The 14,698-nt window shown below is 70.4% G+C and carries 11 protein-coding genes; 5 read left to right on the top strand and 6 right to left on the bottom strand.

Features of this window, described 5'->3' with window-relative positions; all coding sequences use genetic code 11:
* Positions 1-110 precede the first annotated feature (110 nt).
* The 3 genes from WBG79_RS10145 to choV all read left to right on the top strand — a co-directional run bounded on the left by WBG79_RS10145 (position 111) and on the right by choV (position 3,309).
* Positions 111-1,052, top strand: a complete 942-nt coding sequence (locus tag WBG79_RS10145; RefSeq protein ID WP_337356986.1) for a choline ABC transporter substrate-binding protein — start codon at positions 111-113, stop codon at positions 1,050-1,052.
* Between the two features lie 191 nt (positions 1,053-1,243).
* Complete coding sequence (gene choW, locus WBG79_RS10150; protein WP_337356987.1) at positions 1,244-2,095, top strand: choline ABC transporter permease subunit; 852 nt, start codon at positions 1,244-1,246, stop codon at positions 2,093-2,095.
* Complete coding sequence (choV, locus tag WBG79_RS10155; protein WP_337356988.1) at positions 2,092-3,309, top strand: choline ABC transporter ATP-binding protein; 1,218 nt, start codon at positions 2,092-2,094, stop codon at positions 3,307-3,309. The genes choW and choV overlap by 4 nt, the downstream gene beginning before the upstream one ends.
* 330 nt (positions 3,310-3,639) lie before the next feature.
* Here choV and WBG79_RS10160 read toward each other — a convergent pair whose 3' ends face one another.
* The 6 genes from WBG79_RS10160 to WBG79_RS10185 form a co-directional block, all read right to left on the bottom strand.
* Positions 3,640-4,839 carry a hypothetical protein gene (locus WBG79_RS10160; protein ID WP_337356989.1) on the bottom strand — a complete coding sequence of 400 codons (1,200 nt, stop codon included), beginning with the start codon at positions 4,837-4,839 and terminating at the stop codon, positions 3,640-3,642.
* Between the two features lie 69 nt (positions 4,840-4,908).
* The gene (locus tag WBG79_RS10165) at positions 4,909-5,796 is read right to left on the bottom strand and encodes a DMT family transporter (protein ID WP_337356990.1); all 888 of its coding nucleotides are present in this window, start codon (positions 5,794-5,796) and stop codon (positions 4,909-4,911) included.
* 10 nt (positions 5,797-5,806) lie between these two features.
* Positions 5,807-6,595 (bottom strand): DUF1638 domain-containing protein, encoded by a 789-nt coding sequence (locus WBG79_RS10170; RefSeq protein ID WP_337356991.1) that lies wholly within the window; start codon positions 6,593-6,595, stop codon positions 5,807-5,809.
* 23 nt (positions 6,596-6,618) lie between these two features.
* The gene (locus WBG79_RS10175; protein ID WP_337356992.1) at positions 6,619-7,320 is read right to left on the bottom strand and encodes a corrinoid protein; all 702 of its coding nucleotides are present in this window, start codon (positions 7,318-7,320) and stop codon (positions 6,619-6,621) included.
* A gap of 198 nt (positions 7,321-7,518) precedes the next feature.
* Positions 7,519-8,364: a hypothetical protein gene (locus WBG79_RS10180; protein ID WP_337356993.1), complete on the bottom strand. Its 846-nt coding sequence runs from the start codon at positions 8,362-8,364 to the stop codon at positions 7,519-7,521.
* A 145-nt stretch (positions 8,365-8,509) separates the two neighbouring features.
* Entirely contained in the window at positions 8,510-11,017 is a 2,508-nt protein-coding gene (locus WBG79_RS10185; protein WP_337356994.1) for a GcvT family protein, read from the bottom strand.
* A 365-nt stretch (positions 11,018-11,382) separates the two neighbouring features.
* Here WBG79_RS10185 and WBG79_RS10190 point away from each other — a divergent pair, with 365 nt between their 5' ends.
* Complete coding sequence (locus WBG79_RS10190; RefSeq protein ID WP_337356995.1) at positions 11,383-12,336, top strand: TAXI family TRAP transporter solute-binding subunit; 954 nt, start codon at positions 11,383-11,385, stop codon at positions 12,334-12,336.
* Between the two features lie 82 nt (positions 12,337-12,418).
* A complete protein-coding gene (locus WBG79_RS10195; RefSeq protein WP_337356996.1) occupies positions 12,419-14,695 on the top strand; it encodes a TRAP transporter permease in 2,277 nt (758 codons plus the stop codon).
* Positions 14,696-14,698 lie beyond the last annotated feature (3 nt).

Raw genomic sequence — 14,698 nt, forward strand, 5'->3', positions numbered from 1 at the left:
GTAGGCGCCGGGACGCTAGGATCCGGGCGAGCCGTCGGCAGGTGTGCCGGATGCGCGCCGGCAGGCCGCGTTGGTGCCGCGGGCCGGACCGGCCAAGGGAGATCGGTCAGATGACATTGAAGACGTTCGCCGCCGTTTCGCTGATCGCGCTGTCGCTCGCCGGGGGGGCGATCGCCGCGGAGCCCGCCTCCTGCAAGACGGTGCGCTTCTCTGACGTCGGCTGGACGGACATCACGGCGACCACCGGCCTCGCCTCGCGCGTCCTGACCGGCCTCGGCTACACGCCGAAGGCCGAGGTGCTGTCCGTCCCGGTCACCTACACGTCGATGAAGAACAAGGACATCGACGTCTTCCTCGGCAACTGGATGCCGACCATGGAGGCGGACCGGAAGCCCTATGTGGAGGACAAGTCGATCGAGGTGCTCGACGCCAACCTGGAGGGCGCGAAGTACACGCTCGCCGTCCTGCAGACCACCTACGACGCCGGCCTGAAGACCTTCGCCGACATCGTCAAGTTCAAGGACAAGCTCAAGGGCAAGATCGTCGGCATCGAGCCGGGCAACGACGGCAACCGGCTGATCCTCGACATGATCAAGGACGACAAGTTCGGCCTCAAGGGCTGGGAACTGGTCGAGTCCTCCGAGCAGGGCATGATCGCCGAGGTCGAGCGCGCCTCCAGGAAGAAGGAGCACGTGGTGTTCCTCGGCTGGGAGCCGCATCCGATGAACACCAAGTTCAAGATGAAGTACCTCGAGGGCGGCGACGACGTCTTCGGGCCCAACCTCGGCGGCGCCACCATCTACACCAACGTCCGCACCGGCTACACGACCGAGTGCCCGAACGTCGGCCAGCTGGTCAAGAACCTCAAGTTCTCCCTCAAGATGGAGAACGAGGTGATGGGCCTGATCCTCGACGAGGGCCTGGACGGACCCAAGGCCGCGGAGAAGTGGCTGAAGAAGAACCCCGCCGTGCTCGACGCCTGGCTGAAGAACGTGACCACGATCGACGGCAAGCCCGGGCTGCCGGCGGTCAAGAAGAGCCTCGGCCTCTGACCGGCCCCCGCCGCTGACGAAACCGCTGCGCGGCCGGCCGGGCCGCGCAGGCTCCATCGTCCCTCCACGAGCCCCCGGGCGTCGCCGCCTGCGGGCCGGAGCCGGGAGCGGCGCCGCCGGACGGGCGGCCTCCGCGCACGGCGCCTCACGGAGGGACCCGGTCCCGCGCCCCGCCCCTCGGAGGCCCCGTCATGGAAGAGTGGATCACGTCCAACAAGATCCCCTTCGGGGCCTGGATGAAGGCGGTCATCGACTTCATCCAGGAGCATTTCGGCGACGCCATCGACCTCGTCTCGACGGGCCTCGCCTTCTTGATCGAGGGCACCACCTGGCTCCTCCTCCAGCCCCCGGCGCTGTTGTTGGTGGCGCTCTTCACCGGGCTCACCTGGTACTTCCACCGCAACCCGCGCCTGACCATCGGGGTGGCGGCCTCGCTGCTGCTGATCATGAACTTCGGCTATTGGGACGCGACGATGGAGACGCTCTCCCTCGTCGGCTTCGCCACCCTGGTCTCCGTCCTGATCGGCGTGCCCCTCGGCGTCGCAGCCGGCCACCGGCCCTGGCTCTTCGAGGCGATGCGGCCCGTGCTCGACCTCATGCAGACCCTGCCGACCTTCGTCTACCTGATCCCGACGCTGGTCCTCTTCGGCCTCGGCGTGGTCCCCGGCATGATCTCCACGGTGATCTTCGCCGTCCCCGCGCCGATCCGCCTGACCCACCTCGGCATCACCTCCGTGCCGAAGCCGTTGATCGAGGCCGGCGAGGCCTTCGGCGCCACGCGCAGCCAGCTCCTCTGGAAGGTCGAGCTGCCGCATGCCCTGCCGACCATCATGGCGGGGGTCAACCAGTGCATCATGCTCAGCCTCTCCATGGTGGTCATCGCCGCCCTGGTCGGCGCCGGCGGGCTCGGCAAGCCGGTGGTGCGCGCGCTCAACACGGTCAACATCCCGATGGGCTTCGAGGCGGGCCTCGCCATCGTGCTGCTCGCCATCGTGCTCGACCGCGTCTGCAAGCGGCCGGAGAAGCGCGGAGGGGCCGCATGACCGCCGGGGCCACGGATACCGACACCGCCATCCGCATCCGCGACGTCGACATCGTCTTCGCCAAGGATCCGGCGCCCGCGCTGCGCCTGCTCGACAAGGGCGGCACCCGCGAGGAGATCCTCGCCGCCACCGGCGCGGTGCTCGGTGCGGCGGGCGTCTCCATGGAGGTGAAGCGCGGCGAGATCTGCGTGCTGATGGGCCTGTCCGGGTCCGGAAAGTCGACGATCCTGCGCGCCATCAACCGCCTCAACACGGTCAGCCGCGGCGAGATCCTGCTCGCCGACGACGGCCGCATGGTCGACGTGGCGAGCTGCGACGCCGAGACGCTGCGCCGCATCCGCCAGCGCCGCGTCACCATGGTGTTCCAGCAATTCGCCCTGCTGCCCTGGCGCACCGTGCGCGAGAACGTCGGCTTCGGGCTGGAGCTGCGCGGCACCGACAAGGCCGAGCGCGACCGCATCGTCGACCAGAAGCTCGCCATGGTGGGCCTCTCCAAGTGGGCCGACAAATATGCCAACGAGCTGTCAGGCGGCATGCAGCAGCGCGTCGGCCTCGCCCGCGCCTTCGCAACCGACGCCGACATCCTGCTGATGGACGAGCCCTTCTCGGCCCTCGATCCGCTGATCCGCACCAAGCTGCAGGACGAGTTGCTGCTGCTGCAGAAGGATCTCCGCAAGACCATCGTCTTCGTCAGCCACGACCTGGACGAGGCGCTCAAGATCGGCAACCACATCGCCATCATGGAGGGCGGCCGCGTCGCCCAGTACGGCCGGCCGGAGGACATCGTGCTCCGCCCCGCCAACGCCTATGTGCGCGAGTTCGTCGCCAACGTGAACCCGCTCAACGTCCTGACCGCCTACAACGTCATGCGCGACGCGCGCGACCTCGAGCCGGCCGGCCCCGACTGGGTCTGGCTCGACCGCCGCCGCACCACTCGCTTCCGGCTCGACCCGGCCCGCAAGGTCTGCCAGGCCGCGACCGCCGGCGGCGCCGCCACCTGGGTCGCCACCGAGGATGCCGAGAAGCCGTTCCCGGACGGCGCCAACGTCGCCTTCTGGGCCCGCCTTTCGACCCCGCTGCGCCACGTCATGCTGGCCATGCAGCGCGACGCCGGCCCGGTCGCCGTCTTCGACGACGAGGACCGCCTCGTCGGCGCCATCGGCGTGCGCGACGTGCTCGGCGCGGTGCTGCGGCGGGAGCGGACCGGCGGGTAGGACCGTCAGGGCGGCGGGCGCTGCGCTGCGGACGGTGGAGGGGGCAGGGCCCCGGCCCTCCGCTCCGCTCCGGCCGGGGATGCGGGGGAGGGGCGGTGCCCCGAAGTCCGGGTGCCGTTCGGCCCTCATCCCTTCCACCGCAGTCCAGGACAAGGCGCGGCACGGGCCGCCGATCCGGGATCCAGCGCTTGCCTCGGTCCGAGGACCTGCGGCGGGTGGAGGGCGCTGGGCCCCGGCCCTCCGCTGCGCTCCGGCCGGGGGATGCGGGGGAGGGGCGGTGCCCCGGGCCGAATGGGCCGGCCAGACCGGACCGTCATGGCAGGGGGGCGATCACCCTCCCGCCCGGCGCCGGCCCTTGAACATTCGCCTCAGCTTGTGGCGCAGGAAGCCGAGGGCGTCGCGGGCTCGGTCGAGGAGGGGCGCGAGGCGGCCGCGGGCGTATTTCCGGCTGATCTTCCGGCCCTTGGTCTTCGCCACCAGGGCGTCGCAGAGCCGGTCGATGGCTTTCGGTCGCTCGGCGGCCGGCAGGGCGGCGATGTCCGGCACGGGCGCGCCGACGATCGCCTCGAGCGCCGCGCGCGTCTCCGCCGGCCATGCGGCCTCCACCGCCGCCTTCGCCGGGTCGACGCCTTCGAAAAAGCGCCGGCCCGTGACGCTTTCGAGCCAGGCGATCTCCGCCTCGCTCGCCCGCCAGACTGCCTCGAGGACGTCGCGCGGCAGGGCGAAGCGCGAGCCGGGGACTTCCTCGATCATATCGCGCAAGGGCCCGAAGGCCGGCCGGTCGCCCTTGCGGCTGCGCTCCAGGTAGCGGTCCAGGATCAGCACCGTCTCGGCATTGCGCGCCGTCTTGGTCCAGCCGCCGGCCATGGCGGGGCGCAGGTCCTCGGGCACGCCGACCAGGGCCGCGAAGTCGGTCACGAGGTCGCCGCCCAGGAAGGCCTTGCGGTCGAACTCGCGGATCTCCAGCGCGTCGCGGCCGAAGACGCCCATCCAGGTCTCCAGCGCCTCCCGGTAGTGCGGCACGAGCGCGCTCCGGCCGGAACGGATCGCCTTCAGGTCGGCCATGGCCGAGAGCGTTTCGCGCCCGCCCTTGACGTTCTGCTGCGCTCGGCTGTTGGCGAGCCCGATCGGCTCGCGCAGGTAGGCGACGATGCGGATCTCGGAGAAGTGCGGGTCCAGGAAGGCCTTGAGGTCGCGGCACTGGCGCGCGCTGAAACGGAACAGCATCTCCCCCGACGAGACCGTCACGGGAGCGTTCCCGAAGGTCAGTTCGGCGGCGAGCACGCGCTCGAGTTCGCCGAGGTCGTAGTCCTCCAGCGCCTCGTCGGCCCCGAGATGCTTCGTCACCCGCGTCCTGAGCTTCAGCTTCTTGGCCGAGAAGAGCGCCAGATAGACCTTGGAGTGGCTGGGCCCCAGGTCCGGGTAGTTGATGCCATGCGCCCGCAGCGCCGCGCGATGGGCGTCGAAGGCCTCCTGGATCGAGGTCGATCCGGCCTTCGGCATGCCGATATGGAGGAAGAGCTTCGCCACCTGTCTGTCCCGAACGCCTCAGGGGAGGCGGACCGTAGCATGGTGCCCCTCCGCCGCAAGGGGCTCGGGTCAAGCCTCGGCGGTCCGGGAGCGCGGCGCCGAGGGCCAGAGCTGCACCAGCAAGATCGCCCCGAAGATCAGCACGCAGCCCATGAAGCCGGCCGTCGTCAGCCGCTCGCCGAGCACGATCGCCCCGGTCAGCGCCGCGAAGGGGGCCTCGGCGGAGAGGATGATGGCCGCGTCCGTCGCCCGCGTGTGCCGCTGCCCGATGGCCTGGAACGTGTAGGCGATTCCGCCCGACAGGAACCCCGTCAGCACGATCGGCCAGAAGGCCGCCTGCACGGCCTCGATAGAGAGCGGCGCGAGCGGCAGGGCGAGCGCGATGGCGCCGACCGCCGTCGCGAGGTTCTGGACGAACGCCAGTCCGACAGGGTGCCCGACGGTCTGCACCAGCCGGCCGATCAGCACGATCAGCAGCGCCCAGCCCATGGCGGTGACGACGATCAGCCCGTCCCCGTGCCCGAAGCCGTGCACCCCGCCCGACAGGAGCCACGTGCCCCCGAGCCCGACCAGGGCCCCGACCCACACGATGCCGCGCGGCCGCTCGCGATACACGAGATAGCCGACGATCGGCGTGAAGAGGACGTAGAGGCTCGTCAGGAACCCGGCGTTGGTGGCGCTCGTCGTCTTCATGGCGAACTGCTGGATGATCGAGGACGACATCATCACCAGCGACACCAGCGCGATCACCGGCCAGGTCTTGCGCGGGATCGGGACCGCCTCCCGCCGCCGCTCGGCGAGCGCGAAGGGCAGGAGCAGGAGCGCCGAGAGCAGGAACCGCAGCCCCGTGAACCAGAACGGGTCGAGGTGCCGCATCGCGATCGCCTGGGGCACGAAGGCGGAACCCCAGATCGCGGCGGAGGTGAGGAGCATGAGGTTGGCGGTGGCGCGGCGCATGGGCTCGGGCTTAGCAGGCCGGCCCCGCAGGCGGCAAGGCGCCGCCGGCATCCGGGGAGGGGGCCGCGCCGCCGCCCCGCAGGAAGGGCGTGATCAGGCCGAACCCGGTCTCCCGCCGCTCGAAGGCGAGCCCGAGGCGCTCCGCCGCCGCCCGGGCCTTCGCCTCGGTCTCTGGGTCGGGCACCTGCTGCAGGTGGACGAGGCGGCGATAGTGGCCGAAATAGGCGGGCAGCAGCTCCGGGTGCCGGTCGAGCCCGAGGCCGCGCACGACCAGCGTCTCGAACTGCCGGGCGAGGTAGTCGGTCAGGTAGAAGGTACCGACCTCCTCGGCTTGCAGCGCCTCGAAGGCGTCGGGCCCGGCATAGAAGGCGTAGCAGTGGTCGCCCGCGATGCGCTCGACGCCCTCCTCGGCCAGCACCCGGTCGAGCGCGCCCCCCGTCCCGCAATCGCCGTAGAGGACGAGCACGCGGCCGTATCCCTCCCGTCGGCGCGCCGCCCGGATCCGGCAACGGACCGCGTTCGGGATCTTCTCCGGCCGGTTGTGCAGCTTGGCCGGGAGGCACGCGACGGCGATCCGGTCGAGCCCGTTCAGGCGGATGACGGCGAGGAGCTCCTGGGCGAGCGCCCCGCAGGCGATGACGAGCGTCCGCTCCGCGTTCGGTCCGAAGGGCTCCGTCGAGCCGGCGTCCGCGCAGGCCTCCGCGGGCCGGGCCGGGGCGTGCCGGTCCGGCGCCAGCCGGGCGAGCCTCGCCGCCCGGCCGCCGCGCCGTCCACCGCCGCTCCTGCCGCCGTCCGTCATGGCATCGGTTCCGTCCGGGGCGGTCAGCCGCGCGACTGCACGGACCCCTGCCGCTTCGCCATCCAGGTCTTGGCCGTCTCCACCGCGATCGCCGCGTCCCGGCAATAGGCGTCCGCCCCGATGGCCTCCGCGAAGGCCTCGTTGAGCGGCGCGCCGCCGACCAGGACGATGTGATCGTTGCGGATGCCCTTCTCCTTCATCGTGTCGATGACGACCTTCATGTAGGGCATCGTGGTCGTCAGCAGGGCCGACATGCCGAGGATGTCCGGCTGGTGCTCGTCGATGGCCTTCAGGTAGTTCTCGACCGGGTTGTTGATGCCGAGGTCGATCACCTCGAAGCCGGCGCCTTCCATCATCATGCAGACGAGGTTCTTGCCGATGTCGTGGATGTCGCCCTTGACGGTGCCGATCACCATCTTGCCGATCTTCGGGGCACCCGTCTCGACGAGCAGCGGCCGCAGGATCGCCATGCCGGCTTTCATCGAATTGGCCGACATCAGCACCTCGGGCACGAACAGGATCCCGTCCCGGAAGTCGACGCCGACGATGCGCATGCCCTCGACCAGCGCCTTCGTCAGGATGTCATAGGGCGTCCAGCCGCGATCGAGCAGGATCCGCACCCCGTCCTCGATCTCGCCCGCCAGCCCGTCGTAGAGGTCGTCCCACATCTGCTCGACGAGTTCGTCGTCCGAGAGCGAATTGAGGTCGAGTTCGTCGTCGGCCATGGGTCCTCTGGTCCCTCGTCGGGCGGGCGCGCGCCCGCTGTCCTTCGGCGCGTCCGTGGAACCACGGACGACGTCGGTCAGGATGCACCCTGCCCGGGGTGGCCGCCAGGGGCTGTCCCGCGGCGGACTTCACGTGTCGGGCGCGCGACATGCGCCGGGTCGAGCCGGCCGGGTCGGGCGCGAGGGGGCGCTCGGAGGTCAGGCCGCCTTGTCGAGGGTCGAGCCCGTCGCGGCCGGGTCCTCCGCATAGGCGCCCGTGGCGGCGATCCGCAGCGACAGCGAACTCGACCGGGCCGAGAAGGCCTGCAGGACGCTCTCGCCGTCGTCGATCGCGGCCGAGAATCCCTGAACCATCTCGCTGCTGAACTCGAACTCGGCCGACATCGTCCCCTGGTCCGTCACCACCTGGAACGCGCCCTTGATGGAGATCGACAGGCTTTCGACTTGCGACACGGAGGCGGACCCGCTTGTCTCCGCCTCGCCCCCCGCCGGCGGCTCCGGCAGGGTCGCGAACTTGCCCAGGAGCTCGCGGTAGTCGTCCTTGCGGCCCTCCGGCCAGCGACGCCGGTCGAGGACGTCGCTCATCGCGGCCCCGAAGGCCTTCTTGGCGTCCTCGGAGGGCTCCTGGCCGTTCGCCACGTTGGAGAGGTAGGAGAGGAGGGCCAGCTTGTCGTCTCCGCCGAGCGACCGGTCCTTCAGGATCAGGTTCAGCGAATCGAGCAGGAACTTGAGCTTGTCGAGCTTGTCCGCTTCCGGAGTGGAGGGCTCGGGCTGCTCGGTGCCTTGCGCGAGGAGCCGGTCGAGAGCCTTGTCGGCGGAGGCGAGCCGGCCGGCGAGACGCCCGCGCGGGCTGTCCGATGCCTCGACCTGCAGGCTGGTGGCGGAACTGCGCGTGATCGCAACCGAGATCGACGCCTGTTCGGCGGTGCCGGACGTCTCTGCGCCCGCCGACCCTGCCTCCGCGGCGCCGGTGGATCGGCGGCTGGCGAAGAGGGCGGCCGAGCTCTTCTCGAACGAGGATGCGGCGGCGGCGAGCGACATCATGGGGCGCGTACTCCTGTACGGCTGCGGGCGCACTCCTGTGCTTCTCCCCAGACTATCGCCGAGAGGGTGACCGGGAGGTTAAGCGGGGGCGGGAGGCGCGGCCCGACCTCTGCCCCGCATCCCCGGAGGCGCGCCAGCGCCGGCTTCAACCCCTGAGCCGCGCATTTTCCGGATCGTAGGGGCTCTCCCCGATCACCACCGCCCGATGCGGCTTGCCGAGGATGACCACCTCGAGCTCCGTCCCGGCCTCCCCGAGGTCCGGGCGCACCATGGCCAGCGCGAGCGACTTGCCGACCCGCCAGCCGTAGCCGCCGGAGGTGCAGCGGCCGACGATCTCGCCGCCCTTCAGGATCGCCTCGCTGCCGCGCGCGTCCGCGTCGGTCACGTCCAGGAGCTCGAGAGTCACGAAGCGGTTCGCCTGCCCCCGCTCGCGCCAGGCGACCAGGGCGTCGCGCCCGATGAAGTCCCCCTTGTTCGGATGCACGAAGCGGTCGAGCCCGCTCTCGTAGGCCGAGTACTCGATCGACAGCTCCCGCCCGACGTTCCGGTAGGACTTCTCGAGCGCCATCGACATCATGGCGCGCACGCCGAACGGCCTGATGCCGAAGCGTGCCCCGGCCTGCATCAGGAGGTCGAAGATCGTGGTCTGCATCTCGATCGGATGGTGCAGCTCGAAGCCGAGTTCGCCGACGAAGTTGACCCGGAGCGCCATGGCGGTCGCCGGGCCGACCGAGATCGTCCGGCCCGTCAGCCAAGGGAAGGCGGCGTTCGAGAGGTCCGTGTCGGTGAGCGCCTGCAGCACCTCGCGCGAGCGCGGTCCCGCCAGGCCGAGCACGCCCCAGGCTTGCGTGACCGGCGTCAGCGTGACGCTGCCGTCCGTGGGCAGGAGCTTGCGCAGCACATCGTGGTCGTGCCGCTCCAGGCTGCCGGCGGAGACGAGGTAGAACGCGTCCGGCGCCCGCTCGAACAACGTGAACTCGGCCCGGACCCCGCCGCGCGGCGTCAGCAGGTGGCAGAGCGCGATCCGCCCCGGCTTGGGGATGCGGTTCGCGAGGATCGAGTCGAGCCAGGTCCGCGCCCCGGGACCGGCGACGAGGCATTTCGCGAAGGCCGAGAGATCCTGCAGGCCGACGCCGCCCGAGACGGCCTTCACCTCGTTGCCGACATGCTCGAAATAGTTGGAACGCCGGAACGACCAGAGCTCCCGCACCTTGCCCTCGGCGTCCGGGGTCGGGTGGTTGTGGTTGGTGAGCACGTCCGGCTTGTCGAGGCTGGCGACGTCGATGCCGTAGCCCGCAGGGGCGAACCAGTTCGGCCGCTCCCAGCCGTAGACCGACCCGAACACCGCCCCGAGCCCCTTCATGCGGTCGTAGCAGGGCGTCGTCTTCAAGGGCCGTGCCGCCTCGCGCTCCTCGTCCGGGTAGTGCGGCGTGAAGACGTTGCGGTAGGCCTCCTCGTTCTTGGCCTTGAGATAGCCGCGCGTCGCGTAGGGACCGAAGCGGCGCGGATCGACGCCCATCATGTCGATCGACGGCTCGCCCTCCACGATCCACTCGGCGAGCTGCCAGCCCGCCCCGCCCGAGGCCGTGACCCCGAAGGAGTGGCCTTCGTTGAGCCAGAAGTTCCTGAGATCCCAGGCCGGCCCGACGATCGGCGAGCCGTCCGGCGTATAGGCGATGGCCCCGTTGTAGACCTTCTTGACGCCGACCTCGCCGAAGGCGGGCACGCGCGCGATGGCCGTCTCGATATGCGGCGCCAGCCGGTCGAGGTCCTCCTGGAAGAGCTCGTACTCGCTCTCGGGGGAGGGGCCGTCCACGTAGCAGCAGGGCGCGCCGTGCTCGTAGGGGCCGAGGATCAGGCCGCCGGCCTCCTCGCGCATGTACCAGGCGCTGTCGGACTCGCGCAGCACGCCCATCTCGGGCAGCCCCTGCCGGTGCCGCTCCTGGATCGCCGGATGCGGTTCCGTGACGATGTACTGGTGCTCCACCGGGATGACCGGGATGTCGAGCCCGACCATCGCGCCGGTCTGCCGGGCGAAGTTGCCGGTCGCCGAGACCACGTGCTCGCAGGTGATGTCGCCCTTGTCGGTCTTCACGAGCCACTCGCCGTTCGGCTTCAGCTCGATGCCCGTGACCGTCGTGAACCGGTGGATCTCCGCGCCGCGCGCCCGCGCCCCCTTGGCGAGCGCCTGGGTCAGGTCGGCCGGCTGGATGTAGCCGTCGTCGGGATGCCGGATCGCGCCGAGAAGCCCGTCCGTCTCGCAGAGCGGCCAGATCTCCTTCACCTGCGCGGGCGTCAGGATCTCGACCCGGACCCCGATCGTGTCCGCGATCCCCTTGTAGTACATGTACTCGTCCCAGCGGTCCCTGGTCCGGGCGAGGCGGATGTTGGAGACCTTGCGGAAGCCCACGTGCTGGCCCGTCTCCGCTTCCAGGCTCTCGTAGAGCTTGACCGAATATTTGTGGAGCTGGCCGACCGAGTAGGAAAGATTGAAAAGCGGCAGGAGGCCGGCCGCGTGCCAGGTCGAGCCGGAGGTCAGCTCCTTGCGCTCGATCAGGCAGACGTCGGTCCAACCCTTCCGGGCGAGATGGTAGAGCGTGCCGACGCCGACGACGCCACCGCCGATCACCACCACGCGCGCATGACTTCTCATCGGTCGACCTCGCTCTGGATCCGCCCCCGGCCGGCGGGAGCGCGGCGATTGTCGGTCCGGCCCCGGCCGCTTTCTGTCGCGCGCCCGACCTCGCCGGTCGCTCCGCCGACAGGACTGGCGGGTCGGCCCCGGCCCGCGCGCCGGTCCTGCGGGCGGGCGCCGGAGCCTGCCCGGACCGTGGCGCCGCGCAGTCCCGACGGCTGCCCGCCCCGCTAGCCTCCCGGCGAAGCCACGGGCCGGCATCGGGAATCGCGCCGCAGGCGGCGCATTGCCTCTTCCCTTGCGCGGTCGATCCGTGTGAGCTTGCGGTCACAATATCCGGGCCGCCTCGGCGAGCCCGGATGAGAACCGGGAGGTTTCAGAGTATGCGGACGCGCTTCACCCGACTGACCGCCGCCATGGTCGCAACCGGCCTGGCCCTCGCGCCGATCGCCGCCAAGGCCGACGAGTTCATCAACGTGCTGACCGGCGGCACCTCGGGCGTCTACTACCCGCTCGGCGTCGCCGTCTCCAAGATCCTGACCGACAAGATGCCGGGCGCTCGGCCGTCCGTGCAGGCCACCAAGGCCTCGGTCGAGAACCTCAACCTCGTGCAGTCCGGCAAGGGCGAGATCGCCTTCGTGCTCGGCGACGCGGTCCAGGGCGCGCTCGCGGGCGACACCGAGATGGGCTTCAAGGGCAAGCTCGACAAGATTCGCACCATCGCGGCGATCTACCCGAACTATGTGCAGATCGTCGCCTCCGCCGAGAGCGGCATCAAGACGCTCGCGGACCTGAAGGGCAAGCGCCTCTCCGTCGGCGCGCCGAAGTCCGGCACCGAGCTCAACGCCCGCGCCATCCTGAATGCCGCCGGCATCCAGTATTCCGACCTCGGCAAGGTCGAGTATCTCGACTTCGCCCAGTCGGTCGAGCTCATCAAGAACCGCCAGCTCGACGCCACCCTGCAGTCCGCGGGCCTGGGCGTCGCCTCGATCCGCGACCTCGCCACCTCGGTCCCGGTCAACGTCGTCGAGGTCCCCGCCGCCGTCATCCAGAAGGTCGGCGCGCCCTTCGTCTCCGCCACCATCCCGGCCAAGACCTACCAGGGCCAGGACGCCGACGTCGCCACCGCGGCCATCGTGAACTTCCTGGTCACCCGGTCGGACCTCTCCGAGGAGACGGTCTACGCCATGACCAAGGCGATCTTCGACAACCTCGACAGCATGTACGCCGCCCACGCGGCCGCCAAGGTGATCAAGGTCGAGACAGGCGCCAAGAACCCGATCGCCCCCATGCATCCCGGCGCCCTCAAGTACTTCAAGGAGAAGGGCGCGAGCTGAGCGGCGCGGACCGCCGAGACGAGGGGCCCCGGCATCCGGGGCTCTCTCCGCCCCTCCCTCCAGACCACGCCGCACCCAGCCCATGACCGAGCCCCTCGCCGACGATCTCGTCCGCCCGACGCCCGAAGGCGACGTGGAGACCCATCTGCCGGAGGATTTCGGCCCCGGCTTCCCCGGCACGGTCGTGTTCTGGATCGCGGTCACCTTCTCGGTCTTCCAGATCGTCACCGCCTTCGGCATCCCGCTCGACGTGCCCCTCGTCGCCGGCCTCGACGCGATCCGCCTGTCGCTCGGCGGGCTGGCGGTCTGGATCGCCGTGACGGCGCTGAAGGCGGCCAAAGGCCGCGACTGGACGGGCGACGTCGTCGGCCTCGTGGCGCTCGCCGGCGTCTGGGTGATCCTCGCCCGCTATCCGGGCGGCGTGCCGAGCCAGGTGCTGCGGACCCTGCACGTCGGCTTCCTCGGTCTCGTCGCCGCCGGGATGCTGGCGAACCACCGGGCCGGCTCGCTGCCCCTGAAGGCGCTCTACTGGATCGCCGGCATCGCCGCCTTCCTGATCGGCCTGTACCAGTGGTACGAGTACCATGGTCTCGTGCAGCGCTCGGGCGACCTGCTTCCGCGCGACTTCGCGATCGGCGGCGCCGCCGTGGTGCTGCTGATCTTCCTCGTCTGGCGCGTCATGGGGCCGGCCCTGCCCATCGTCGCCCTGGTGTTTCTGGCCTACACGCTCTTCGGCCAGCACCTGCCGCGCGGCCTCGACCATCGCGGCTACGACCTCGAGCAGGTCATCGAGCATATGGTCTTCGGCACGGAGGGGATCTACGGCACGCCGACCCTCGTTTCCGCGACCTACATCTTCCTCTTCATCCTGTTCGGCTCCTTCATGGAGCAGGCCGGCGTCATCCGCTTCTTCAACGAGGTCTCCATGGCGCTGTTCGGCGGCGCCCGCGGCGGGCCCGCCAAGGTCTGCGTCGCCTCCTCGGCGCTGATGGGCACGGTCTCGGGCTCCGGCGTCGCCAACGTGGTGGCCTCCGGCCAGTTCACCATCCCGCTGATGAAGCGCTACGGCTTCAACTCCGCCTTCGCGGGCGGCGTCGAGGCGACGTCCTCGATGGGCGGCCAGATCATGCCGCCGGTGATGGGCGCCGTCGCCTTCATCATGGCCGAGACGATCGACGTGCCCTATTCGGACATCGTCCAGGCCGCCATCATTCCCGCCTGCCTCTACTTCGGGGCCTGCTTCTGGTCGGTGCACCTGGAGGCCGGCCGCCTCGGCCTCGAGGGTCTGCCGCGCGACCAGCTCCCGAGCCTGGTCGCCGAGGTGCGCGACAACTGGTTCCTGATCCTGCCGCTGGCGATCCTCGTCTGGCTGCTCTTCGCGGGCTTCACGCCCCTCTTCGCCGGCGCCGTCGGCGTGGCCCTGACGGTCATCATGATCCTCGGCACCGCAGTCGCCTTCGGCTTCGGCCCGAACGTCGTGCGCCTGGCCTTCTGGCTGGCGCTCGCGCTCCTGTCCGCCGCCTCGCTGTGGTATTCGGTCGCCGCCGTCACCCTCGTCATGCTCGGCACGGCGGTGCTCGCCGTCTTGACCGGCCGCGGCCGGCAGACCCTGCACGACTGCCGCGCCGCGCTCGCCGACGGCGCTCGCCAGGCCCTGCCGGTCGGCCTCGCCTGCGCGCTCGTCGGCATCGTGATCGGCACCATGACGCTGACCGGCCTCGGCACCACGGTCGGCAACGCCCTGATCTCCATCGGCAAGGACAACCTCTTCCTCACCCTCGTCCTGACGATGATCTTCAGCCTGATCCTCGGCATGGGCATCCCGACTATCCCGAACTACATCATCACCTCGTCGCTCGCCGCCCCGATCCTGCTCGCGCTCGGCATACCGCTGATCGTGAGCCACATGTTCGTCTTCTATTTCGGCATCATGGCCGACCTGACCCCGCCCGTGGCGCTCGCCGCCTTCGCGGCCGCGCCGATGGCCAAGGAATCCGGCATGAAGATCGGCTTCCAGGCCGTGCGCATCGCCCTGCCGGGCTTCATCATTCCCTATCTGGCGATCTACGATCCGACCCTGATGCTCCAGCCCGTGCCGGGCCTCGAGGGCGGAGCCTGGCTGGCCTCCGTCGTCTACGTGACGGTCAAGGCCGTGGTGGCCATGGCGCTTTGGGGTGTCGCCGCCTTCGGCTGGGCGGACTCGCGCGTCTCCTGGCCGGAGCGGATCTTCGTCTTCCTGGCCGCCGGCTTCCTGATCTTCCCCGGCATCGTGTCCGACGTCGTCGGCTTCGCGGGCGCCGCCGCCTTCCTGATTTGGCGACGCCTCAAGGGGAGCGGAGCCCCGGCGGGAGCGCGCTGAGCC

The sequence above is a fragment of the Prosthecomicrobium sp. N25 genome, from assembly GCF_037203705.1.
Taxonomy (GTDB): Bacteria; Pseudomonadota; Alphaproteobacteria; order Rhizobiales; family Ancalomicrobiaceae; genus Prosthecodimorpha.